The sequence below is a fragment of the Variovorax sp. GW821-FHT06D12 genome (assembly GCF_059419205.1).
On the sequence record NZ_JBWKRI010000009.1, the window covers coordinates 320,195 to 343,463 of the forward strand.

At 68.0% G+C, this 23,269-nt stretch carries 24 protein-coding genes and 1 pseudogene; 6 read left to right on the plus strand and 19 right to left on the minus strand.

Features of this window, described 5'->3' with window-relative positions:
* Nucleotides 1-25: 25 nt before the first annotated feature.
* The 3 genes from AC07SQ_RS26515 to AC07SQ_RS26525 are packed head-to-tail and all read right to left on the minus strand — an operon-like array spanning nucleotide 26 to nucleotide 4,728.
* Nucleotides 26-1,012: a PDR/VanB family oxidoreductase gene (locus tag AC07SQ_RS26515; RefSeq protein ID WP_495271832.1), complete on the minus strand. Its 987-nt coding sequence runs from the start codon at nucleotides 1,010-1,012 to the stop codon at nucleotides 26-28.
* Between the two features lie 13 nt (nucleotides 1,013-1,025).
* A complete protein-coding gene (locus tag AC07SQ_RS26520; RefSeq protein ID WP_495271833.1) occupies nucleotides 1,026-2,531 on the minus strand; it encodes an indolepyruvate oxidoreductase subunit beta family protein in 1,506 nt (501 codons plus the stop codon).
* A 4-nt stretch (nucleotides 2,532-2,535) separates the two neighbouring features.
* The gene (locus AC07SQ_RS26525) at nucleotides 2,536-4,728 is read right to left on the minus strand and encodes a thiamine pyrophosphate-dependent enzyme (protein ID WP_495271834.1); all 2,193 of its coding nucleotides are present in this window, start codon (nucleotides 4,726-4,728) and stop codon (nucleotides 2,536-2,538) included.
* A gap of 144 nt (nucleotides 4,729-4,872) precedes the next feature.
* Here AC07SQ_RS26525 and AC07SQ_RS26530 point away from each other — a divergent pair, with 144 nt between their 5' ends.
* Nucleotides 4,873-5,349 (plus strand): MarR family winged helix-turn-helix transcriptional regulator, encoded by a 477-nt coding sequence (locus tag AC07SQ_RS26530; RefSeq protein ID WP_099791754.1) that lies wholly within the window; start codon nucleotides 4,873-4,875, stop codon nucleotides 5,347-5,349.
* A gap of 14 nt (nucleotides 5,350-5,363) precedes the next feature.
* Here AC07SQ_RS26530 and AC07SQ_RS26535 read toward each other — a convergent pair whose 3' ends face one another.
* The 6 genes from AC07SQ_RS26535 to orn all read right to left on the minus strand — a co-directional run bounded on the left by AC07SQ_RS26535 (nucleotide 5,364) and on the right by orn (nucleotide 12,083).
* Nucleotides 5,364-6,251: a quinone oxidoreductase family protein gene (locus AC07SQ_RS26535; RefSeq protein WP_495271835.1), complete on the minus strand. Its 888-nt coding sequence runs from the start codon at nucleotides 6,249-6,251 to the stop codon at nucleotides 5,364-5,366.
* A complete protein-coding gene (locus AC07SQ_RS26540) occupies nucleotides 6,248-7,051 on the minus strand; it encodes an alpha/beta fold hydrolase (protein WP_495271836.1) in 804 nt (267 codons plus the stop codon). The genes AC07SQ_RS26535 and AC07SQ_RS26540 overlap by 4 nt, the downstream gene beginning before the upstream one ends.
* On the minus strand, nucleotides 7,048-8,052 hold the full coding sequence (locus AC07SQ_RS26545) for a 3-hydroxybutyryl-CoA dehydrogenase (protein ID WP_495271837.1): 1,005 nt from the start codon (nucleotides 8,050-8,052) through the stop codon (nucleotides 7,048-7,050). Before AC07SQ_RS26545 ends, AC07SQ_RS26540 begins: the two co-directional genes overlap by 4 nt.
* Nucleotides 8,042-9,115: an NAD/NADP octopine/nopaline dehydrogenase family protein gene (locus AC07SQ_RS26550; RefSeq protein WP_495271838.1), complete on the minus strand. Its 1,074-nt coding sequence runs from the start codon at nucleotides 9,113-9,115 to the stop codon at nucleotides 8,042-8,044. Before AC07SQ_RS26550 ends, AC07SQ_RS26545 begins: the two co-directional genes overlap by 11 nt.
* Before the next feature lie 215 nt (nucleotides 9,116-9,330).
* A complete protein-coding gene (locus AC07SQ_RS26555; protein WP_495271839.1) occupies nucleotides 9,331-11,238 on the minus strand; it encodes a DEAD/DEAH box helicase in 1,908 nt (635 codons plus the stop codon).
* Nucleotides 11,239-11,486: 248 nt separating this feature from the next.
* Nucleotides 11,487-12,083 carry an oligoribonuclease gene (gene orn, locus AC07SQ_RS26560; protein ID WP_070062329.1) on the minus strand — a complete coding sequence of 199 codons (597 nt, stop codon included), beginning with the start codon at nucleotides 12,081-12,083 and terminating at the stop codon, nucleotides 11,487-11,489.
* Between the two features lie 62 nt (nucleotides 12,084-12,145).
* Here orn and AC07SQ_RS26565 point away from each other — a divergent pair, with 62 nt between their 5' ends.
* The 3 genes from AC07SQ_RS26565 to rsgA are packed head-to-tail and all read left to right on the plus strand — an operon-like array spanning nucleotide 12,146 to nucleotide 14,765.
* Nucleotides 12,146-13,411: a M48 family metallopeptidase gene (locus AC07SQ_RS26565; RefSeq protein WP_495271840.1), complete on the plus strand. Its 1,266-nt coding sequence runs from the start codon at nucleotides 12,146-12,148 to the stop codon at nucleotides 13,409-13,411.
* Nucleotides 13,412-13,442: 31 nt separating this feature from the next.
* A complete protein-coding gene (locus AC07SQ_RS26570) occupies nucleotides 13,443-13,793 on the plus strand; it encodes a 4a-hydroxytetrahydrobiopterin dehydratase (RefSeq protein ID WP_095746391.1) in 351 nt (116 codons plus the stop codon).
* Nucleotides 13,794-13,805: 12 nt separating this feature from the next.
* The gene (gene rsgA, locus AC07SQ_RS26575) at nucleotides 13,806-14,765 is read left to right on the plus strand and encodes a ribosome small subunit-dependent GTPase A (RefSeq protein ID WP_495271841.1); all 960 of its coding nucleotides are present in this window, start codon (nucleotides 13,806-13,808) and stop codon (nucleotides 14,763-14,765) included.
* 25 nt (nucleotides 14,766-14,790) lie between these two features.
* On the opposite strand, the gene AC07SQ_RS26580 is transcribed toward rsgA, so the two are convergent.
* From AC07SQ_RS26580 to rpsP, 8 genes are all read right to left on the minus strand, one after another.
* Entirely contained in the window at nucleotides 14,791-15,816 is a 1,026-nt protein-coding gene (locus AC07SQ_RS26580; RefSeq protein ID WP_495271842.1) for a hypothetical protein, read from the minus strand.
* 17 nt (nucleotides 15,817-15,833) lie between these two features.
* Nucleotides 15,834-16,919, minus strand: a complete 1,086-nt coding sequence (gene hisC / locus AC07SQ_RS26585) for a histidinol-phosphate transaminase (RefSeq protein WP_159275692.1) — start codon at nucleotides 16,917-16,919, stop codon at nucleotides 15,834-15,836.
* A 4-nt stretch (nucleotides 16,920-16,923) separates the two neighbouring features.
* Nucleotides 16,924-17,925, minus strand: a complete 1,002-nt coding sequence (locus AC07SQ_RS26590) for a CobD/CbiB family protein (protein WP_062475069.1) — start codon at nucleotides 17,923-17,925, stop codon at nucleotides 16,924-16,926.
* 58 nt (nucleotides 17,926-17,983) lie between these two features.
* Nucleotides 17,984-18,727, minus strand: coding sequence for a CoA pyrophosphatase (locus tag AC07SQ_RS26595; protein WP_495271843.1), 744 nt, complete (start codon nucleotides 18,725-18,727; stop codon nucleotides 17,984-17,986).
* Between the two features lie 127 nt (nucleotides 18,728-18,854).
* A complete protein-coding gene (rplS, locus tag AC07SQ_RS26600) occupies nucleotides 18,855-19,238 on the minus strand; it encodes a 50S ribosomal protein L19 (RefSeq protein WP_056572437.1) in 384 nt (127 codons plus the stop codon).
* A gap of 110 nt (nucleotides 19,239-19,348) precedes the next feature.
* Nucleotides 19,349-20,095, minus strand: coding sequence for a tRNA (guanosine(37)-N1)-methyltransferase TrmD (trmD, locus tag AC07SQ_RS26605; RefSeq protein ID WP_495271844.1), 747 nt, complete (start codon nucleotides 20,093-20,095; stop codon nucleotides 19,349-19,351).
* A gap of 16 nt (nucleotides 20,096-20,111) precedes the next feature.
* Complete coding sequence (gene rimM / locus AC07SQ_RS26610) at nucleotides 20,112-20,666, minus strand: ribosome maturation factor RimM (RefSeq protein ID WP_495271845.1); 555 nt, start codon at nucleotides 20,664-20,666, stop codon at nucleotides 20,112-20,114.
* Between the two features lie 15 nt (nucleotides 20,667-20,681).
* Nucleotides 20,682-20,945, minus strand: a complete 264-nt coding sequence (rpsP, locus tag AC07SQ_RS26615; RefSeq protein ID WP_007831311.1) for a 30S ribosomal protein S16 — start codon at nucleotides 20,943-20,945, stop codon at nucleotides 20,682-20,684.
* 179 nt (nucleotides 20,946-21,124) lie between these two features.
* Here rpsP and AC07SQ_RS26620 point away from each other — a divergent pair, with 179 nt between their 5' ends.
* Both AC07SQ_RS26620 and AC07SQ_RS26625 read left to right on the plus strand, forming a co-directional pair.
* On the plus strand, nucleotides 21,125-21,649 hold the full coding sequence (locus tag AC07SQ_RS26620; protein ID WP_062475081.1) for a GNAT family N-acetyltransferase: 525 nt from the start codon (nucleotides 21,125-21,127) through the stop codon (nucleotides 21,647-21,649).
* A 13-nt stretch (nucleotides 21,650-21,662) separates the two neighbouring features.
* Nucleotides 21,663-22,109, plus strand: a complete 447-nt coding sequence (locus AC07SQ_RS26625; protein WP_070062592.1) for a TM2 domain-containing protein — start codon at nucleotides 21,663-21,665, stop codon at nucleotides 22,107-22,109.
* Between the two features lie 67 nt (nucleotides 22,110-22,176).
* Here AC07SQ_RS26625 and AC07SQ_RS26630 read toward each other — a convergent pair.
* Together AC07SQ_RS26630 and AC07SQ_RS26635 are read right to left on the minus strand one after the other, a co-directional pair.
* Nucleotides 22,177-22,437 (minus strand): annotated as a pseudogene (locus tag AC07SQ_RS26630) (inorganic phosphate transporter); the annotation flags it as partial.
* 182 nt (nucleotides 22,438-22,619) lie between these two features.
* The gene (locus AC07SQ_RS26635; RefSeq protein WP_095746398.1) at nucleotides 22,620-22,973 is read right to left on the minus strand and encodes a PXPV repeat protein; all 354 of its coding nucleotides are present in this window, start codon (nucleotides 22,971-22,973) and stop codon (nucleotides 22,620-22,622) included.
* Nucleotides 22,974-23,269: the final 296 nt, after the last annotated feature.

The following is a 23,269-nucleotide window of genomic DNA, read 5'->3' on the forward strand; positions in this document are numbered from 1 at the left end:
CTGGCTCCTTCCTGGCTGGCTTTTCTCAGAGGTCGAGCACCAGGCGCGCTCCCTTGGCGCGCGAGATGCAGATCTGCATGACGGTGCCTTCCGCCTTCTCGCGGGCGGTGAGCACGTAGTCGCGGTGGTCGATCTCGCCCTCGATCACGGGCACGGCGCACACGCCGCACTCGCCGCGCTTGCAATCGAACATCGGGTCGCAACCGTGCTCGATGAGGCAGTCGAGGATGCTCTGGCCGACCGGCACGGTGAAGCGCTGGCCCGACTGGGCAAGCTCCACTTCGAAGGGCTGGTCGCCCTCCTCCACGACGGGTTCGGTGAAAAGCTCGAAGTGCACGCGGTCGTGCTCCCAGCCGCGGGCCTGGGTGCGCGCGAGCACGGCGTCGAGCATGACCTTGGGGCCGCACACGTAGAGCCGGTCGCCGGCGGGCACGGCGTCGAGCAGCGCGTCGATGTCCAGCGGCGCGCCGGCCTCGGCGTCGGCGTGCACGCGCAGGTCGTCGCCCAGAAGCGCCTGCAGCTCGGGCAGGAAGGCCATCAGGTCGCGGCTGCGGCCGGCGTAGTGCATGCGCACGGCGGCGCCTTCGGCGCGGCGGCGCGCGGCCATCGACGCCAGCGGCGTGACGCCGATGCCGCCGGCCACCAGCACCGTGCCGCCCGGGCCGGTGTGCAGCGGAAAGTCGTTCTTCGGCGGCTCGATGGTGAGCACGCTGCCCTCGGCCAGCCCTTCGTGCATGAAGCGCGAGCCGCCGCGGCCGTCGGCTTCCTTGCGCACGGCGATCACGTAGTCGGTCGGGGCGTTGGTGGCGCTGCGCTCGGTGGCGAAGTTGATGAGCGAGTAGTGGCGCCAGTCGGTGGTGCCGTCGGCCAGCGTCACCTGCACGCGGATGTGCGCGCCGGCGGCGAAGCCGGGCAGCGCGCGGCCGTCTTCGGCGCGCAGGCGCAGCAGGCGGATCAGCGGGTTGAGGGCGCGCGCTTCGGCGACGCGAAGCTGGAGCGTGGGGGCGGTCATGGTTCGGGTCCCTTCAGGCCAAGGCGTGCTGCACCAGCGCGGCCTGCAGCTTGTGGCCGTGTTCGTCGGCGAGCGCCGCGTCGCGCAGTTCGCGCAGGGTGGCGGGCGCCAGCGCGGCACCCGCGCGCTCGAACGCGCGCATCACGGTGTCGTAGTTGCGCAGGCCGCGCTCGTGCGTGTCGCTGTAGCCCTTGACCAGGCGCTGGCACTGGGCAAGCTCGACGGCCAGCGCGGGGTTACGCGGTGCAGTGGCGGCGATGCGTTGCAGCCATTCTTCGATGCGGCGGTTTTCGTCGGCGTAGCGCATCGTCGAGCGGCGCCAGCCCTTGCAGGCCGCGACCATGCGCAGCATCAGGTAGCCGCGCAGCGAGCTGGTGCGGATCACGCGGCCGTGCTGTGTGAAGCGCTCGACGACCTTCTTCGGCAACGTGGAATGCATGAGCCAGCGGCCCAGGCCGCCGGGCAGCGTCTCGCAGATTTCCTGCAGGCGCGGGTGCATGTACTCGTGGATGGCGAGCAGCTGGCCCGGCTGCACGCCGGCCTCGCCGTGCACGCGCTCGAAGCGGGTGGCGCGGGTCTTCAGGGCGGCGACGCGGGCCGTGTCTTCGTAGGACATCCACAGCGCCAGGTGGCGCGCGGTTTCGCGCAGCAGGCGGTGGGCGTCGTCGGGCAGCTTCGCAACAGCGTCCATGCGGTCGAGGTAGAGGCCGGCGTAGGCCAGGTCCTGGTAGTCGATGAGGCGGCGCACGCCTTCGAGCAGGAAGTCGTGCGCGGGCAGCGGAAAGTCGCGCTGCACGCGCTCGACCAGTGCGCGCACGGCCGGGTGGCGCGGTTGCGGCGCGGGCGTGGCGGTCGGTGCGACCTTGGCGGGTTCGCCGTCGTCGCCGTCCTGGGCGCGGTCGAAGGCCGCACCGAAGGCCTTGAGGCTGGGCTTCACGCCCACGCCGCCGCGCTCGATGGTGGCCTCGAACTGCGCGCGGCCGAAGGGCAGCACGCCCGAGCCTGCGAGCGTGCCGAATAGCACGGCGCTGATCACGCTGCCCGCCGCTTCGGCGGCCTGCGCCATGTCGAAACGGATGAAGCGCTTGGCGGCGCGCGCGGTGTGGGCGAGCAGCTGGTCGCTGTCGACGCGGCCGTCGCCCATGGCGCTCTTTTCGGCAATGGAGAAGACGCGGTGCGTCGAAGCGATGAGCGTGGTGCGGTCGCGCGTGACCAGCCCGCGCTGCACCGCGCGGCCGGCTTCCATGAGTTCGGAGGCGAGCACCACGTCGACATCGCCCGGCAGCGGCATCAACGCGAGCACGGGGCGCCCGCCATCGGCGTGGGCCTGTGCATCGGGGTACAGCTCGACGTAGTAGATGGTCGCGCCGGTGCGCTGGGCCACGCCCGGCACGGAGGTGGTCTGGGCGACGTAGCCGTTGGCCTCGCCCATGTCGACGATCCAGTCGGCAAGCACGCCGCCGCCCTCCCCGCCCATGGCGAGGATCGCAATCTTTATCGGTTGAACCTTGTTCGTCATGGCGTCAGAAGGCATAGGCGTCACGGCGGCGCGCGTCGCCGCGCTGCAGCCAGCCGATGACGGCGGTGCGCACGCGCTGGCGGAAGCGGTCCCAGGCGGTCGGGTTGCTCACGACCTGCGCCTTGTAGAACGAGGGGCACAGCACGGCCGCGTGCGACACGTCGCCGCAGTTGCCGCAGCCCACGCAGCTGTCGAGCACGGTGGCGACGGGGTCGATGCGCAGCGGATCGGGGTTGGGCTTGATCGAGAGCGACGGGCAGCCCGACAGGCGGATGCACGAGTGGTCGCCGGTGCAGGTGTCGGCATCGACGCCGAACTTGTCGCGCACCATGCGCTTGCCGTCGACGATGGCCTTGCGCACCAGCGGCTTCTCGCGGCGCTGCTTGTTGAGCATGCACTCCGATTGCGCGATGAGGACCTTGGGGCCCTTTTTCGTGGTGGTGAGTGCGTCTTTGAGCGCATCGCGCATGCCGGCGACGTCGTAGGTGCGGCGCATCGTCTTCACCCATTCGACGCCCACGCCGCGCACGGCGCGCTCGATCTCGTGGCCGGTGCTGCGCGTCTTGTTGACGGCGGTCGACGAGAGGATGTCCTGTCCGCCCGTGGCCGAGGTGTAGTTGTTGTCGACGATGATGGTGAGGTTGTCGCTCTTGTTGAAGACCGCGTTGGCCACGCCGCTCGTCAGGCCGTTGTGCCAGAAACCGCCGTCGCCCATCATCGAGATCGCGCGCTTGCCGGCCGGTGCGTTGAGTGCCGAGGCGCCTGCGCCGCCGAGGCCGTAACCCATCGTCGTGTTGCCGATGTTGAAGGGCGGCAGGATCGAGAACAGGTGGCAGCCGATGTCGGCGCTCACGTGGTGCGCACCGAGTTCGCGCTCGACCAGCTTCATCGCGCTGAAGATCGGGCGCTCGGGGCAGCCGGTGCAAAAACCCGGCGGACGCGAATGCACCACGTCGCCGAGCGCGCTCGACGGCTCAGCGGGTTCAGGCGCGGCATCGACGCCGATGGCCGCCACTTCCTTCAGCGGAATCACCTTGCGCACCGGTGCGGGCACGGGCAGCGGCGCAAGGCGTTCGTAGCGCTCGCAGAAGGTGCGCGTGCCCTTGAGCAGTTCGAGCGTCGTGTATTCGCCGGCCACGGGCAGCATGTCCTTGCCATGCAGCGCGGTGGTGGAGCCGGCCTGGCGCAGGATGGTCGCGAGGTTCTGCTCGACGAAATTGGGCTGGCCTTCTTCCACGATGAGCACGGCGCGCTTGCCTTCGCAGAAGCGGATGACTTCGCTCTCGATGACGGGATAGGCCACGTTCATCACATACAGCGGCACGCGGGTCTCGCCGTACACGTCGGCCAGGCCCAGGCGTTCGAGCGCACGCAGCAGCGTGTTGTAGCTGCCGCCCTGCACGATGATGCCGATGTCGTCGGCATCGGCCGAGAAGAACTCGTTGAGCTGGCGCTCCTCGATGAAGCGCACGGCGGCGGGCCAGCGGTCCTTCACCTTCTCCTGTTCATGCACGAAGCTCGCGGGCGGCAGCACGATGCGGCTGACGTCGCGCTGCGGGTTCTCCAGCGCTTCCTTCAGCGTGAACTTGGCGCGCTTGTTGTCGCCAGCAATGAAGTGGCCGTGCACGTGGCAGGCGCGGATGCGCAGCTGCAGCATCACGGGTGTGTTGCTGGCCTCCGAGAGGTCGAAGCCGGTCTTCACCGCATCGACGATGCTCGGCAGGTTGGGCCGCGGATCGAGCAGCCAGATCTGCGACTTCATGGCGAACGCATGGCTGCGCTCCTGCATGATCGACGAGCCTTCGCCGTAGTCCTCGCCCACGATGATGAGCGCGCCGCCGGTGACGCCGCCCGAGGCCAGGTTGGCCAACGCATCGGACGCCACGTTGGTGCCCACGGTCGCCTTGAAGGTGACGGCGCCGCGCAGCGGGTAGTTGACGGAGGCGGCCAGCGTGGCGGCGGCGGTGGCTTCGCTCGCGCTGTTCTCGAAGCGGATGCCGTGGTCGGCCAGGATGTCCTGCGCGTCGGCCAGCACGTCCATCAGGTGCGAGATGGGCGCGCCCTGGTAGCCCGCCACATACGACACCCCCGACTCCAGCAGGGCCTTGGTGACGGCCAGAATGCCTTCGCCGCGGAACACTTCTCCACCAGTAAGTCTCAGCTTCTTGACTTCTTCGACGAACGAACGCTCAGCCATGGATGTCCTTCTTCTTTCTCGTGGGAGGATGCGGCCCCGGGGTCACATCACGGTTCCTATAATGTTTAGAAATGAATGTATCCACAATCATGAATTACCCTAGCCATGCAATCCGCATGCCTGCGGCAAACAGGAGGCGCCTTCATGTCTGAACCGCTCAAGGAAACCCATCGCTTCGTCGATGACTACCTGCCCGCGCTGCTCGCGCAGGCCAGCCAGCTGATCTCGTCGGAGTTCCACGAGGTGGCGCGGCAGCAGGGCTTCTCGGTGTCGGAGTGGCGCGTGATGGCGTCGCTGGCGGGCAGCGACGCGGTCAGCATCGGCCAGCTCGCGCAAGTGACGGTGACCAAGCAGCCGACGGTGACACGGCTGCTCGACCGCATGGAAGCGCGCGGCCAGGTCGAGCGCCTGCCCCATGAAAGTGATCGCCGCATCACGCTGGTGCGCATCACGCCCGCGGGGCTGAAGGCGGTCGAGCACCTGATGGAACTGGCGCGCGAGCACGAGCGCCGCGTGCTCGAACCCTTCGGCCTGCGACGCGCCGAAGAGCTCAAGCAGACGCTGCGGCAGATGATCGACCTGCATGTGCATGTGCCGGTCGAGGTGCCGGACGAAGACTGAAACGCGGGGCCCGGCTAGGGCACGAGCACCGCGCGGCCGCGATGGCCGCCATGACCGCGTCTGGCGATCCAGTCGAGCGCGAGGGCTGCATCGGCGAGCGCGAAGGGCTTCATGTCGAGGTGCAGGCGGCCGTCGGCCAGCCTCGCAAGCAACTCTGGAGCGGCTGCGCGGCCTGCGGCTTCGCGCCGGAACATATTGAGCGGCAGCAGCGCCACGTCGCGCTGCAGGAAGTGCGCGATGTCCAGCTGCAGCGTCGGGCCGGCGGTGTAGCCGACCAGCACGGCGCGACCGCCAGGGCGCACGGCAGGCAAGGCCGCCGCGAGCACGTCGCCGCCGACGGTGTCGATGAGCAGGTCGGTGCTGGCGACTTCTGGCGGTGCGGCTTTCGGATCGACAGGCGTTGCGGTGCAGCCTGCATTGCGTGCCAGCTGCATCACCAGAGAACCCACCGCGCCGCTCGCGCCCGTCACCAACACTTGCTCTCCAGACTGCAATCGGGCGACCTCATGCAAGGCGAACCACGCCGATGTGGTGGGCGAGAAGAACGCTGCACCGAGTGGCATCGGCACGGCATCGGGCAACACGCCGAGTGCATCGTCAGGCGCATCGATCAGCTCGCACCAGGTGCCGTCGAACAGCGTGCCCAAGCCACTGCCGCGCAACCACACGCGTTGCCCTTCTGCATACCGCTCGCTCGCGACGACCACGCCCGCCGCTTCCACGCCCGGCGTGTACGGCAGCGGCGGATGCCGCAGGAAGCGGCCTTGCCACACGGTGCGATCGATGTGGCCGACGGTGGCGGCCTGCATGCGCACGAGGGTGCGGCCGGGTCGCGCCACGGGGTCGGCCACGTCTTCGAGCACCGGCGCGGCATCGAAGCCATGGATGCGAACGGCCTTCATGGCCGCGTCGCCAGAAAGTCGAGCACCGTGCGTGCGAAGGCTTCGGGCATCTGGTCGGGCAAGGGCACCATGCCGCCGTCGATGTCGACGATGCGCGCCTGCGGCAGGTAGTGCTGCAGCTCTGCCGCATGCGGCGCGGCGAACGGGTCGAGCGTGGCGCGCACGATGAGCGTCGGCTGCGTCACACGGCCGATGCGCTCTTCCATGCGGTACGAGGCCACGGCGCGGTGCCCTTCTTCGACACGATGACCGACCTTCATCGCATCGCGCACGAAGGCTTCGAGCAGGTCGGGGCGCTCCGGCGGATAGAAGGCCTGCCGCCTCTGCCACAGCGCGGCGAGGTGGCTGCCATCGTCGCTGGGCGCCACTTCGTCGATGGGCGGACGCTGCGCGCGGGCGCGGCGAAACACCTCGTCGGTGTACGGCGTGGACGAGAGCACGAGGCTGCGCACGCGCTCGGGAAACGCCGCGGCCAGTTCGATCGCGATCACGCCGCCGGTGTGGTGCCCCACCACGTCGGCTTGCGCGATGCCGAGCGCATCGAGCAGCTCGCACGCGACGCGCGCCCACTGCGCAATGCTTGCCGGCACGCCGCCGTCGGCTGAATCGCCGAAGCCCGCCGTGTCCATGGCGATGGTGCGGTAGCCCGCGCCGGCGATCAGCGGCAGCACCTCGCGGTACTCGGCCCAGCTGCGCGGCGACTGGTGCAGCAGCAGCACGGCCGGCGCCTGCGCATCACCGCACACGGCGTGGTGCACCTGCCCCACCGACAGGTCGGCGAAGGCGCGGCGGATCGTCATGACAGCGTCTCGTCGGCCGGCGCGCGCCACAGGCCCGCGTGCTTCAGTTCGCCGAGCGTGCGCGAGAGCACGTCGCGCCGGTAGGCGGCGGTGTCGCGGCCCGCGTAGTCGTAGAAGCCGCTGCCGCTCTTCAGGCCCAGCCGCCCTTCCTCGACCATGCGCCCGACGATGGCTGGCGCGGTGTAGCGCCCCGCGTCGAGCGAGGCCGCCATCTCGCGGCTCGCGTGGTGCAGGATGTCGCAGCCGCCGAAGTCGATGAACTCGACCACGCCGAGCGCCGCGAAGCGCAGGCCCAGGCCGTAGCGCGTGGCCTTGTCGATTTCTTCCGCTGTGGCAGCACCTTCTTCGATCATGCGGGCCGCCTCGTTCATCACGAGCGCCTGCAGGCGCGGCACGATGTAGCCGGGCGACGCGCCACAGACCACGGGCAGCTTGCCGATGGCCTCCATCAGTGCCTTCGTGCGCGCGAGCACGCCGGCGTCGGTGCCGGGGTGGCAGCTCAGTTCGACCACGGGAATCACGTAGGCCGGGTTGAGCCAGTGCATGTTCAGGAAGCGCTCGGGCCGCCGCACCAGCGCGGCCAGCTGCGTCACGAGGATGCTGCTCGTGGTCGAGGTGAGGATCGCGTCGTCGCGGCAATGGCGGTTGAGCTGCTCGAAGGCCTCGCGCTTGGCCTCCATGGTTTCGGGCACTCCTTCGAACACCAGCTCGGCGGCGGCCAGTGCGCGCGGTGCTTCTGCCGCGTTCACGAAGTCCACGCGCGCGGCGATGCGCTCGACCTGCGAGGCATCGATCACGCCGAGCTGCGCAAGGCCTGAGAGGCTCGCGGTGATCTCCGCCTGCGCCTCGTCGCGCAGCCGTTGCCATGCCTCGGGCGTGCGCGGGCGCAGGTCGATCAGCGCGATGCGGTGGCCCGCATAGGCGAACGCGATGGCGATGCCGCGCCCCATGCGGCCGGCGCCCACGGCGGCAAAGCGCGGCGGCGCGGGCTCATTCGCCATCGTGCAACCTCTGCTTCAGCTGGGCCGCGCTCAGGCTCGCGAGACCCAGGCTTTCGAAGGTGCGCGGGCCCTGGCGCAGGTCGCGCCCGAGGAAGCCGCCGACGATGGCCAGCAGGCCGTGCGCAATGGGCGCATCCACGCCCGCATGGCGCGCGGCCGAGGCCAGGAAGGCCAGGCCGAGCTCGGTGTCTTCGGTGATGTAGCGGTGCGTGTGCAGGTCGATGTTCTCGCGCCAGTCGCCCGACTTGACGAGCTGCTTGTGCGCATCACCGTACATCCACTGGTCGTTGTTGTAGTGGTCGGCCAGCGGATAGTGCGGCGCGCCCTGCCCGAAGGCCTCGCGCACGGCCATGCGCTCGCGGTCGAGCCGGTCGGTCACGTCGCGCACGGCGCGTTGCGTGCCTTCGTTGTGGATGTCCCAGCGCTCGAAGTGCTGCAAGGGGGCGGCGTTCATCACCATCAGCGGCGGATGGATGACGGGGCCGGCGTTCATCAGCGCGCCCGAGAGCGCGTCGCCGCAGCCGTGCACGACCGGGTAGGCGCGGCGGATCACCTCGATGGCCTGCGCCTCCTTGCGCGCCGGGTAGACGCCGGTGGGCAGTCGGATGGCGCGGATGGTGACGTTGACTTCACGCTCGCCGTGCTTGCGCGCGAGGTACGGCAAGGTGCCGGTCTCGGCCCAGGCCACGTCGGCGCGGTTGCCGGCGGCCTTCACCGCCTGCGCCATCACGTAGCTGCCGAAGGTGCCCGGCGGCAGGAACACGACCTGGCCATCGACCAGGTGCGGCGCCATGGCCAGCGCGATGTCGTGCTGGGCGATGGCGGGCGTGGGAATGACGATGAGTTCGGCGCCCTTCAGCGCGGCGCCTATGTCGGCGGTGGCAAGGGCAATGGGCACCTCGCGCGCGCCGTTCGCATCCTTCAGCGTGATCGCGCCGGCGCGCACGACCGGTTCGAGCGCCGCCGCGTCGCGGCGCCACAGGCGCACTTCATGGCCGGTTTCAGACAGGTCCGCGGCGGCCGCATAGGCGCCGTGGCCACCCCCAAGAATCGCAATTTTCATGATCGAAAGTCGAGAACAGGTGTCGATGAACCGGCAGCCGCGAACGGACCGGGGAGAAGCAATGCGCCATTACATTACTTTTCATCGATTCAGGTGTCAACCAACTTCATGGGCGCCGGAGTGCTCGGAAACCCGACAACGAAAAAGCCCGCGTTCGTGAGAAGCGCGGGCTTTTTGGGGGAAGCGGCCTTGTTCAGGGCCGCTTGCGAGGGCGATCAGCGGCTGGGCTTGAACGCGCGCTTTTGCGCGTCGCGGGGCACGAACACCTTGCCCGGGCCGCCGTGACCGGCGCCGTTGCCGCGCGGTGCGAAACCTTCGCGGGGTGCAAAGCCTTCACGGGGTGCGAAACCGCCGTCGCCGCGACCGCCGCCATGGCCGTGGCCGCCGCGCGGGGCGCTGTCGCCCCAGCCCGGCTTGCGACCGTAGCCGCCGCCATTGCTGCCTTCGTCACGACCGCCGCCGAAGCCGGCGTTCTGGCCGCCCTGGAAGCCGCGCGGGCCTTGGCCCTGGGCCGGGCCGCGCGAATTGCGGTCGTTGAAGCCGCTGGCGCCGGCATAGCCGCCACCGTTGTTGTTGCCGCGGTAGCCACCGCCGCCGCCCGCGCCGCCGTTGCCGAACTTGCGATCGCGCGAGAAGTTGTCGCCGCGGCCGCCGCGGTACTCGCCCATCGGGGGACGCGATTGCGGCATGCGCTGTTGCGGCTCGAGGCCGGCCACCACTTCCGCCTTGAACTGCTGGCGGCTGTAGTGCTCGATGTCCATGATCTTGCGGCGATCGCGGAACTCGGCAAACGTGATGGCCAGGCCATCGCGGCCGGCACGGCCGGTGCGGCCGATGCGGTGGGTGTAGTCCTCGGCCTTCATCGGCAGGCCGAAGTTGAAGACGTGGGTGATGGTCGGCACGTCGATGCCGCGGGCGGCAACGTCGGTGGCCACCAGTATCTGCACCTGGCCCTGGCGCAGTGCCATCAGGCGGCGGTTGCGCAGGCCCTGGCTCAGGGCGCCGTGCAGCGCGACGGCGCTGAAGCCTTCTTGCTGCAGGTCGTTGGCGAGGCCGTCGCACTCGACTTGCGTGCTGGCGAACACGATCGCCTGGTTGATGCTGGTGTCGCGCAGCCAGTGGTCGAGCAGCTTGCGCTTGTGCTGGCTGTTGTCGGCCCAGTACAGCGACTGCTTGATGTTGGCGTGCTTCTCTTGCGGGCTGTCGATGGTGATGCGCTGCGGCTCGCGCATGACGCGCTGGGCCAGCTGCTGGATGCGCGGCGCGAAGGTGGCGCTGAACATCATGGTCTGCTGGCGCTCGATGGTGAGCTGGTTGACTTCAGCCAGGTCGTCGGCAAAGCCGAGGTCGAGCATGCGGTCGGCTTCGTCGACCACCAGGAACTTGACCTGGTCGAGCTTGAGCTGCTGCGAGCGCTGCAGGTCGAGCAGGCGGCCCGGCGTGGCAACCACGAGGTCGGCGTTCTGCAGCTTGGCGATTTGCAGCTGGTAGGGCATGCCGCCCACCACGTTGGCAACGCGCAGGCCGCGGCAATGGCGAACCAGTTCGATGGCGTCGTGCGCAACTTGCTGCGCGAGTTCGCGCGTCGGGCACAGGATCAGGGCGCCGGGGGTGGCGGCCTTGAAATGACGGGCGTTGGTCGGGTCCTTGCGCTTGGGCTTCTTGAGCGGCGCTTCGCCACGGGCAGCGGCTTCAGCGGCCAGGCGCTGGAACTCGGCCTTGGCTTCGGCTTCGGCTTCGGCCTGGCGCTTGATCAGCGTGTGCAGCACGGGCAGCAGGAAGGCGGCGGTCTTGCCCGAGCCGGTCTGGCTGGACACCATCAGGTCGACGAAACGGGCCGAACCGGCTTCGCCCATGGCGATCGGCACGACCTTTTCCTGCACGGTGGTCGGCTGGGTGAAACCCATGTCGGCCACGGCGGCGATCAGTTCGGGGGCAAGGCCCAGCTTGATGAAACCGTTGGGCGCGGCGGGCGCCTCGGCTTCGGCGGCCTCGGGGGCTGCAGCGTCCAGTGCGTCGAGGATCGGAGCCTCGGACACGGTTTCCGCGACAGCGGTGAATTCGTTATGGGTAGCGGATTGCACAGGCGCGAGTTCGCCCTGCGCTTCAAAAGCGTCGGTCATGAATATCAATCTCAAACGCGAGCGCTGCCGTAGGCGGCGCCCCGTTGGTGGTTAAAAACATCAACCATCCAACGACATTCAACTTCCGGCTTTCGTCGGAGGCTGCGGCCCTTTTTGATCAGCGAATGCGATCGGGCGCGGTGTGCAAGATAGGGAGATGCGAGAGACGCTGATCTGTGTCCAAAGACGCATTCAAATCAGCGAAGCCTGCGATTATGGCACGGCTTCGGGTTTTTACCTAATTGTTGTCAATCCACCAAGCGCAGGAAGGTTTCCCGGTAGTGCGCCAGCTCCTCGATGGACTCGTGCACGTCGGCCAGCGCGGTGTGCGCCTGCTGCTTCTTGAAGGCGGTGTAGGCCGCGGGCTTCCAGCGCTTGGCCAGCTCCTTGAGGGTGCTGACGTCGAGGTTGCGGTAGTGGAAGTACGCCTCGAGCTTGGGCATGAACTTGACCAGGAAGCGCCGGTCCTGCCCGATGGTGTTGCCGCACATCGGCGAGCCGCTCCTGGGGATGTACTTGGCGATGAATTCGAGCAGCTGCTGCTCGGCCGCGGCTTCGTCGAGCGTGGAGGCTTTCACCTTGTCGATCAGGCCGCTGCGGCCGTGGGTGCCCTTGTTCCAGGCGTCCATGGCGTCGAGCACGGCGTCGCTCTGGTGGATGACGAGCACGGGGCCGTCGATGCGGGGTGTGAGGTCGGGGCCGGTGACGACCACGGCGATCTCGAGCAGGCGCTCTTTCTCGGGGTCGAGGCCGCTCATTTCGCAGTCGAGCCAGACCAGGTTCTGGTCGCTTTTCTTCAGGGTGGGGGCGGCTGCGGGGGGCGTCGGGTCAAGGGATTCGGGCATCGCAGGATTGTCGTCGAAGGCCTGCACCCCCATGGACCGCGGACTAAACTCGCCGCTTCATGATGTCTTATTCGCTCATCTTCACCCTTGCCTTCGCGGCGGCGCTCGTGGCGGGCCTGCTCGTGAAGTTCTGGCTGGCCACCCGCCAGGTGCGCCACGTGGCGCGCCACCGCGGCGCCGTGCCGGAAGCTTTTGCACAAACCATCACGCTCGCCGCGCACCAGAAGGCGGCCGACTACACGATCGCCAAGGCGCGCTTCGGGCTCGTCGAAATGGCCTGGGGCGCCGCCCTGCTGCTGGGCTGGACGCTGCTCGGCGGGCTCGACCTGCTGAACAAGCTGCTGCTGGTGTGGCTGGGCGGCGGCATGGTGCAGCAACTGGTGCTGCTGGCGGCCTTTGCGCTCATCGGCGGCCTGCTGGAGCTGCCGTTCACGCTGTGGCAGACCTTCCGGCTCGAGGAGCGCTTCGGCTTCAACAAGATGACCTGGAAGCTCTGGCTCACCGACACCGTCAAGTCGACGCTGCTCGGCGCGCTGATCGGGCTGCCGATCGCGGCGCTCATCCTGTGGCTCATGGGTGCGGCCGGCACGCTCTGGTGGCTCTGGGCCTGGGGCGCGTGGATGGGCTTCAACCTGCTGCTGATGCTGATCTACCCGACCTTCATCGCGCCGCTGTTCAACAAGTTCAAGCCGCTGGACGACCCGACGCTCAAGGCGCGCGTCACGGCGCTCATGAAGCGCTGCGGCTTCGCGGCCAAGGGCCTGTTCGTGATGGACGGCAGCACGCGCAGCGCGCACGCCAATGCCTACTTCACCGGCTTCGGCGCCAGCAAGCGCGTGGTGTTCTACGACACGCTGCTGCGCCAGCTCAACGCCGGCGAAGTCGAGGCCGTGCTCGCGCACGAACTCGGCCACTTCAAGCACCGCCACATCGTGAAGCGGCTCATCGCGATGTTCGCGCTGAGCCTGGCCGGCTTTGCGTTGCTGGGCTGGGTCTCGACGCAGGTCTGGTTCTACGCCGGCCTGGGCGTGCAGCCCAACCTGTCGCCGGCCGCGCCCAACAACGCGCTGGCGCTGCTGCTGTTCATGCTGGCCGTGCCGGTGTTCAGCTTCTTCGTCGCCCCGCTGCCGGCGCGCCTGTCGCGCAAGCACGAGTTCGAGGCCGACGCCTACGCCGTGGCGCAGACCAGCGGCGCCGACCTGTCGGCCGCCCTGCTCAAGCTCTACCAGGACAACGCCTCGACGCTCACACCCGACCCGGTGTTCGTCAAGTTCTACTACTCCCACCCGCCCGCCTCCGAGCGCCTTGCGCGCATGACCGCGGCGTGACCCTCGACCCCCTATTTCAGCGAAGCCCCTCATGAGCAGCATGTTCAAACCCAAGGACTGGAAGAACCTTCCGCCCCGCAAGGCCCTGAGCGCCACCGAGATCGTCTCGGGCCTGGCCCAGCTCGACGGCTGGAAGCTCACCGGCGACGGCGCCGATGTCGCCATCGAGAAGACCTTCACCTTCGCGAACTACTTCGAGACCATCGCCTTCGTGAATGCGCTGGCGATGGTGGCTCACACGCAGGACCACCACCCCGACCTGTCGGTGCACTACAACCGCTGCGTGGTGCGCTTCAACACGCACGATGTGAACGGCCTCTCGATCACCGACTTCGACTGCGCACGACAAGCCGACGCGCTGGTCGCGAGCCCCGCCGCATGAGGACACGCGCCTGTGGCTAAGCCGGGCCGCGCCGCCTTCCCCCCCGCTGCGCACAACACGGGGAAGGCGCACCACGACGGCCTCGTCGTCGCCAGCCACGGGCGTCACTGCCTCGTCGAAACGCCCACGGGCGAGCGGCTGATCTGCCATCCGCGCGGCAAGAAGAGCCAGGCTGTGGTCGGCGACCGCGTGCGCTGGCAGGCCACCGAAGACGAAGGCACCATCGAAGAGGTGCTGCCGCGGCGCAACCTCTTCTACCGGCAGGACGAGATCCGCACCAAGTCGTTCGCGGCCAACCTCGACCACGTGCTGATCCTGATCGCGGCCGAGCCCGAGTTTTCCGAACACCAGCTGGCACGCGCGCTGATCGCGGCCGAGGCCGAGCGCATCACGCCCATCATCGCGCTCAACAAGAGCGACCTCGTCGAACCCTTTGCGCGCGCCTGGGCCAAGCTGGCGCCCTACCGCCGCATGCACCACGGCGTGCTGCCGCTGTCGCTCAAGGCCTCGGGCGAGGCGGACTACGCCTCGCTGATGAAACTGCTGGCGGGCAAGTCGACCCTGGTGCTCGGCCCGTCCGGCTCGGGCAAGAGCACGCTCACCAACCTGCTGGTGCCCGGCGCGAGCGTGCTGACCCAAGAGATTTCGCAGGCCCTCAATTCAGGCAAGCACACGACCACCAGCACCACCTGGTACTGGATCGACGAGGCCCGCACCACGGGCCTCATCGACTCGCCGGGCTTCCAGGAATTCGGCCTGAACCACATCGAGCCGATGCAGCTCGCCGGCCTCATGCCCGACATCGCCGAGCACACGGGCGACTGCAAGTTCTACAACTGCACCCATCTGCACGAACCCGGCTGCGGCGTGATCTCGAACGTCGAAACGCCGACGCAAGCTGGCCCGATCAGCGCCTCGCGCTACAAGATCTACGGCGAGCTGTTCGCCGAGCTGAGCCAGACGCGCTACTGACGGTGCACCGAGGGGCCGGCCGCGCTCAAGCCAGCCAGGTGCGGTACGACTTCCAGGTCGGGTCGAACGCAAGGTCAAGCGTCACCGGCAAGTCCAGCGCTTCCTGAACCGATTGGGCATGCGCTATGGCCGCCTGCGGATCGGCCACATGGAAGTGCACGGTGCGGACGCCCGCCTCCAGCACGATGTGCGTGCAGCAGCCTTCGCCGTGCGTCTGCAGCAGCGCGGTCAGCCGGTCTTCGTAGCCACGCGCCTCGTCCAGTTCTTCGCCCGACTCGACGGGGATGGCGGCCGAGAGCCGATGGCCCAGGTCGGCACGCCCGAGCAGCGCGTTCGCGGCGTCGTTTCGCATCACGACCGCCTCGACCTCGCTGCCGTCCTCGGCGGTGCGCGTGGCCGTCAGGCCGGACCAGCCGTGCTCGCCCGCGGGAAACACGCCGGTGTGGCCCAGGTCCTCGCGCCAGCATGCGTCGAACAGAGGCACGAAGTCATCGAGCGGCACGCCATCGAAATCCGCTTGCGCATCGGCCTCGACGTGATCGACCGGCCCGACCTTCACGGCGAAGTCGTACTCGCCCAGGATGTGGTCGAGCATGATCAGGCTCATGTGGCGCGCGTGGTCCTGCATGTCCATCGGAATGGGCTTGGCAAAGCCGATCTCCAGCGCCACCCGCCCCTTGTAGGGCTCGTGCTTCACGAGAACGTCCGAGCAGGCCAGTTCGAAGTCGTTCATGCGCATGCTGAAACCTTCGCGCATGCGCTGCCGGAAGGCCTCCACCTCGACCTGGGGCAACGCGGGCGCGCTGTGCACCAGGGCCATGAGGTCTTCGAAATCGTCTTCGGCGCCATGCGCCGTCAGCACGAGCGTGAAAGCCGGCGGGTCGCCCAGCACTTCGGCGGCCAGGTTCGGAAAGAAGGGCTGCAGCAGCGCGTTCAGCGCCTCCACCAGCGCGGGGCCCGACAAGGCATGCAGGCTCTCGAGCCTGTCGCTCAAGGCTTGCCAGAACGATGTGCAGGCAACAGCGCGCGGATCGGCATGAAGGGTCGACATGGGCTTGCCTCGGGAGGTCAGGCCAGGATGTCCTGCAGGCACTGCACGAGCGCGCTGCACTGGTCCCGCGTGCCGATGCTGATGCGCAGGTACTGCGCGATGCGCGGCTGCCTGAAATGCCGCACCAGCACCGCGCGCTCGCGCAGCAAGGCGGCCAGCTCGGCCGCATCGCGTTGCGGATGGCGCGCGAACACGAAGTTGGCCTGCGACGGCAGCACCTCGAAGCCCAGGTCCTCGAGCTGCAGAGTCAGGCCTTCGCGCGTGTCGACGACCTGGTCGCGTGTCTTGCGAAACCACGCCTCGTCGTCGAGCGAGGCCACGGCGCCGGCGGACGCCAGCCGGTCGATCGGGTACGAATTGAAGCTGTCCTTGACCCGCACGAGCGCGTCGATCAGGTGCGCCTGCCCGCAGGCGAAACCGACGCGCAGCCCGGCCAGCGAGCGCGACTTGGACAGCGTCTGCACCACGAGCAGGTTCGGATACCGACTGATCAGCGACAGCGCGCTCTCGCCGCCGAAATCGACATACGCCTCGTCGACCAGCACGACGCGATCCGGGCACGCCGCCAGCAGCTGCTCGATGCGCGCCAGCGGCTGGCCGATGCCGGTCGGCGCGTTCGGGTTGGCGATGACGATGCCGCCGCAGCCCTGCCGTGCGCGCGCTGCGAAGGCATCGATGTCGATGCGCAGGCCCTCATCGACCGGCAGCTGCTCGCAGGCGATGCCGTAGAGCTGGGCATAGACCTTGTAGAAGCTGTAGCTCACATCGGGCATCAGCAGCGGCTGCGCCTGCTGGAAGAAGGCGAAGAACGCGTGCGCGAGCACCTCGTCCGAGCCGTTGCCCGCGAACACTTCGCCGACCTGCAGGCCGTGGCGGCGTGCCACGGCTTCGCGCAGCGCGAGCGACGTGGGGTCGGGGTAGCGTTCGAGGCCGTCGGCCGCCGCGCGCTGGATCGCCGCGATGGCGTCCGGCGATGGCGGGTACGGGTTCTCGTTGGTGTTGAGCTTGACGAGGTTGGCGATGCGCGGCTGCTCGCCGGGCACGTAGGGCTCGAGCGCGCCGACGCGCGGGCTCCAGAAGGCCGGTGCGGGCGGGGTGGTCATGGCCTCAGCCCAGCAGCCGCGCGAGCGTGAGCAAGGCCAGCAGCACCATCCACATCACGACCGAGCGCCAGACCAGGCCGACCACGCTGCGCAGGTGGCCGGGCTCGGGCTCGCGCCCCGGCGTGCTGCCACTGTCCAGGCGCCGGCCGACGCTTGGCGACTCGCCGGCCTGCGCGCGCGGCAGCGGATCGGCCACCGGGATCGGGCTCAGCGAGCCGCCACCCAGGCGCACGTTCACCGCGCCGGACGTGGCCGCGAGGATCACGCCGTCGTTCTCGTTGGGGAAGCGACGCGCGTCATTGCGCCAGCAGTCGATGGCCTCTTCGAAGCTGCCGACCACGGCGAAGCCGAGCGCCGTGATGCGCGCGGGCAGCCAGTCGACGGCATGCCAGGCCCGCTCGGCCGCGTCCTGCACCGCCACGCTCGAAGGCTGCACCGGCGCGCCGTTCTTGTGGGCCCAGTAGCGCGCGACGAACTCGCTCATGCGATAGAACACCGCGCCCGCCGGCCCCAGGCCCAGGGCGGCGAGCACCGAGAACCAGGCCAGCACGCCGAAGACATGGCGGTGCGCCGCAATGACCGAGTGCTCGATCACATGGCGCACGATTTCGCTGCGCGGCAGCTCGGCGGCATCGACGCCCTGCCAGTGCGCCAGCAGCGAGCGCGCGAGCGGCTCATCGCCCTCGTCGAGCGCATCGCGGATGTCGGTGAAATGGTGGCTGAACTGGCGAAAGCCCAGCGTCATGTAGAGCACTGCAACGCTCCACAGCACGGCGAACGGCAGGCCCAGCGTGAGCACCAGCAGCCAGTGCACGCCCAGCGACAGCAGCGTGGGCACGAACACCGCGAGCCCCCAGGCGATCCATCCGTGGTGCGGCTTGCCCGCATCGAAATTGCGGCTGGTCCAGCGCGTCCACGCCAGGACGCCGCCGTACACGGGGTTGTGCGGGCCCAGCGGCCGCACCTGCTCGATCAGCAACGCGCACAGGATGGCAAAGAAGCTCATCCTTCGATGATAGCGAGAGCACCTGAAGGTTTTGACCCCAGGTGGCGCCCGATCCGGCTCAGGCGGCGAGGAAACGGTAGAGGTTGCGCAGCATGCCCGCGGTGGCGCCCCAGACGAAGCGCTCGTGCGGGCCATCGACGTACGGCATCGAGTACCACTCGCGTCGGACCCCATCGGTGGCGCTGACCGCGTGGCGGCGGTGGTTGGCCGGGTCCATCAGCCAGGCCAGCGGCACCTCGAAGGCCTCGGCCACTTCGAACGGATTGATGTCCAGCACGAAATCGGGCTGCACCAGCGCGACCACCGGGGTCACGACGAACGACGTGACGGTCGTGTAGGTCGGCAAGGTGCCGAGCACCTCGATGAACTGCGCCGACAGGCCGACCTCTTCCCAGGCTTCGCGCAGGGCGGCGGCCTGGATGTTGGCGTCCTCGGGGTCGACGCGCCCGCCGGGAAAGGCCACCTGCCCCGAATGGGTCGACAGGTGCGTGGTGCGCTCGGTGAGCAGCACGGTCGCGCCTTGCGGGCGCTGCACGATCGGCACCAGCACGGCGGCCTGGGCCGGCACCCGGTCAGTCATGCGGGGCTCGCGGCGCAACTCGGGCGTCCACACGGGCGGCGAGGCAAAGCGCGCGCGCAGGGCCCTTGCCGTCAGCTGCGCCGGCGCCACCGCCGGCAGACCGTCGCTTCCGTCCACGAAGGGCGCCTGGCGCGGGTCGATCTGCAGCAACGCGGGCGGCACCACGGCATTGACGGGTTCGACGACGGCGGAGGACGTGGGGGCGGAAGTGGAGGAGGTCAAGAGAGGATGCGGCCTGTGGCGGGATGAAAGGAGTAGAGCGTAAAAATGGAAAACTGTCTTGAAGCGCAGCGCCAACGCAAAAAGCCGCCAGAGCGGCGGCTTTTTGAGCAGAAAGGACGGCGGCTGATTAAGCGGCCGACGCAGCCTTCTGCGACTTGCCCGGCAGCTTTTCCTTGATGCGTGCCGAACGACCGCTGCGCTCGCGCAGGTAGTACAGCTTGGCACGGCGCACGTCGCCGCGGCGCTTGACTTCGATGCCGGCGATCAGCGGGCTGTAGGTCTGGAACGTACGTTCCACGCCTTCGCCGCTGGAGATCTTGCGCACGGTGAAGCCGCTGTTGAGGCCACGGTTGCGCTTGGCGATCACGACGCCTTCGTAGGCCTGCACGCGCTTGCGGCTGCCTTCGACGACGTTCACGCTGACGATGACCGTGTCACCGGGCATGAAATCGGGAATGGTCTTGCCGAGACGGGAAATTTCTTCCTGCTCGAGGGTCTGGATGAGGTTCATGATTTCCTGGATATCGATCGTTTCGGGCTGCACTAAAGGCGCCGTGGGCTTTGGCGGAAGAACCACCAACAAACCGGGCGCGGCCGGACAGAGGATCGGGGAACCGCGGATTATAGCTTTTTTTTCAGCGCGGCTTCATCGGCCTTGTTGAGCTTGCCTGCCGCCCGGGCGGCATCGATCAACTCGGGGCGCCGCGCGGCCGTGATGGCCAGGCGCTGGTCGCGCCGCCAGCGCTCGATCTGCGCATGGTGGCCCGAAAGCAACGGCGCCGGAACGCCCTGCCCGCTCCACTGCTCGGGCCGGGTGTAGTGCGGGCAGTCGAGCAGGCCGTCGAGCGCCGGGTTGAAGCTGTCCTGCACATGGCTGGCCTCGTCGCCCAGCACGCCGGGCTGCAGCCGCGCCACGGCGTCGAGCAGCGCCATGGCCGCGATCTCGCCACCCGACAGCACGAAGTCGCCGAGGCTGATCTGGTGCGTGACACGCGCATCGATGAAGCGCTGGTCGATGCCTTCGTAGCGTCCGCAGACCAGCACCGCACCCTCGCTCGCCGACCAGCGCTCGACGGCCTCGTGGCGCAACGCCTCGCCGATGGGCGAGAACAGCACCACCGGCGCCAGTGCGCCGCGGGCCGCCAGCGCGGCATCGAGGCAGGCCGCCAGGGGCTCGGCCATCATCACCATGCCGGGCCCGCCGCCGAACGGGCGGTCGTCCACGCGCTTGTAGTTGCCCTGGGCGAAATCGCGCGGGTTCCACAGCACGACCTCGACCTGCTTGGACTCGTAGGCGCGACGCGTCACGCCGCTGGCCATGAAGGGCGCGAACAGTTCGGGAAAAAGCGTGAGGACGTCGAAGCGCATGCGCGCGCGGCCCGGATCAGAAATCGGGTTGCCAGTCGACCGTGATGAGGCGGCCGGGCAGGTCGACCTTGTCGACGAAGACCGAGACGAACGGCACCATGCGCTCGATGGTCTTGCCGTCTTCTTCGGCCGTCAGCACCAGCGTGGTCTGGGGACCGGTGGCGAGCAGTTCGCGCACCGTGCCGAGCACGACGCCATCGCGGTTGACGACCGACAGGCCGATCAGGTCGACCCAGTAGTACTCGTCATCGCCGGCGGTCGGGAAGCTCGAGCGCGGCACGAACACGCGCGCGCCGCGCAGGGCCTCGGCCGCATTGCGGTCAGGCACGTCCTCGGACGAGGCGACGATGCAGTCGGAATGTTCTTTGGCTTCGCGGACCGCGAGCCGGAAAGCGGCGGGTGTGGAGGCTCCGGGAGCCTGCAGGAACCAGCGCTTGGAAGAAAAAAGCGCCTCAGGTTGGGCGCTGTGGGGCAGGACCTTGAACCAGCCCTTGATGCCCCAGGCATCGGCGATGCGTCCGACCTCGATCGCATCCGCCGGCAGTTCGGCGGCTTCGAGTGTGGGCAGCATCGCCGTGCGGGCGGCTTAGGCGGCCGCCTTGGGGGCCGCGGCAGCGGCTTGCTTGATCAGGCGCAGCACCGTGGGCGAAGCCTGGGCACCGACGCTCTTCCAGTACGCGAGGCGGTCCTGGGCGATGCGGATGCTTTCTTCGTTTTCCTTGGCGGTCGGGTTGTAGAAGCCCAGGCGCTCGATGAAGCGGCCATCGCGGCGAACGCGCTTGTCCGACACGACGATGTTGAAGAACGGACGGCCTTTGGAGCCGCCGCGGGAGAGTCGAATGACGACCATGATTTATCCTTGGGTGGTCAGCGAGCCAGTTCAAATAGAAAGAGGCCCGCTCACGATGTTCTTCCAGCGTCGAGACACGCGACATGGCCACCCGGCCAGCGCACGCTGAAAAGCCCACGATTATAGCCCGACCCGGGTTTTTCTCCGAATTCCGGCCCCGCGCCGCCGCCCTCACCCGCATGACCCTCACCCTCCGCCCCAGCCGCGACGAAGACATCGCAGCCATCACGGCCATCTATGCGCACCACGTGCTGCACGGCACCGGCACCTTCGAAACCGAGCCCCCGTCCGAGGCCGACATGGCCGCCCGGCGCGCCGATGTGCTGGGCAAGAACCTGCCCTACCTCGTCGCTGAAGAAAACGGCGAAGTGTTGGGTTTTGCCTACTGCAACTGGTTCAAGCCCCGGCCGGCCTACCGGTTTTCGGCCGAAGACTCGATCTACATGTCCGAAGCCGCGCGCGGCAAGGGTGTGGGCGCACAGCTGCTGGCGGCGCTCTCGCAGGCGGCCGAGGCGGTCGGCGTGCGCAAGCTGATCGCGGTGATCGGCGATTCGGCCAACGCCGGTTCGGTCGGCGTGCACCGCAGCCAGGGCTTCACGCACGTGGGCGTGCTGAAAGACTGCGGCTGGAAGTTCGACGCCTGGCGCGATGTGGTCCTGATGGAAAAAGTACTCGGCGAAGGCAGCCGCACCAAACCCGAATGATGTGATGAAAAAGATGAAAAGCAAGACCGTGGCCGCCTGGCTCTCCTTCCTCGGGGGCCCGCTGGGCCTGCACCGCTTCTACCTGCGCGGCATGGGCGACTGGCTCGGCTGGCTGCTGCCCATTCCCACGGCGCTGGGCATCTACGGCATCGAGCGCTTGCGCATGTACGGCGTGGACGACGGCGTGAGCTGGGCGCTGATTCCGCTGCTCGGCTTCACGATCGCGGGCTGCGCCTTGATGGCGATCATCTACGGCCTGATGACGCCCGAGAAATGGAATGCCCGCTTCAACGCCGGCGCAGCGCCCGACGCCGCGCCGGGCCAGACCAACTGGCTCACGATCGGCGCCGTGGTCGCGTCTTTGTTCTTCGGCAGCTCGATCCTGATGGCGAGCATCGTGTACAGCTTCCAGCACTACTTCGAGCACCAGATCGAAGAGGGTCGAAAGATCTCGCAGTAGCCGGATCAAGCGCGGCGGCCTCTGCGAACGAGGCGCCGACGCTTCAGTGCTTCAGTGCTTCAGTGCTTCAGAAAATCTGCCAGCTGAACCAGTAAGCCATCGCCGCGACGAAGGCCGAGGCGGGAATGGTCAGGACCCAGGCCCAGACGATGTTCCCCGCCACGCCCCAGCGCACCGCGCTGGCGCGCTGCGTGGCACCGACGCCGACGATGGCGCCCGTGATGGTGTGCGTGGTCGACACCGGAATGCCCAGCGCGGTGGCCAGGAACAGGGTCAGCGCCCCGCCGGTCTCGGCGCAGAAGCCGCCCACGGGCTTGAGCTTGGTGAGAAGAGTTTCACAGTCTGGAATGTGCTCAGTGGTCACCGACGATTCCCTTACCGTTTCAATGGTGAAAGCTTCACGATTCTTCGGCATGGGACGACTTCCATGGCGACACGGCCACTCTGATCAGTACGCTTCCGAACTGAGACAAAGTCTCTTGTCGAGAATGGGCCACCGCTGAGCCGCACTCAGGGACGGATGACGATTTGAGGCTGGATTACGACTGCGGGTCGTTCCACGATCACTCCGGGCCTTGGCGCAACATACACCGGCTGTGGCTCGGCGTAGTAGGGAGCGTCATTGCGAACGCGCGCCTGTTTGCCCTTGCACTTTCGCTCTTCCTTGTACTCGCCATCCTTGTCCCATTTACGCTCAACCTTGCAGCGCCCGTCCCAGTACTCTTCCTTGTGCTCGCGGTCTTTATGCCAACCTTTCCCGCGGCCATGGCCACTTTCGTCCTTGTGCGGGTCCGCCATGGCGGCGCCTACCAGGCCACTGAATATCAGCGCCGCATAGGCTAGGGGGCGAAACAGGTTTTTCATCTGCAGTCCTGACTGTGAATTTTTCCCAGATCGTACCCGGTCGCTCTGGTCGCTCGCGTCCGACAAGGCGCGCCTGTTCTGTCAGTCAGAAGCGGGAAGCAGCAGTTCCGAGGTCAATGAAACAATTCCGCCCCCAGTGAGGCACTACATCTCTTGCGAAATGCGGGCGGACGCGCTCCCCAACCAGCCATATCCCCCCCGCCAGTGCAGCCGATCGACCTCAATATCTTAACAATTCAAATAGGTCAGTTTTCTACAACCTGTTAGTGCGGGGCTTCACCCGAAATACTCCCTTC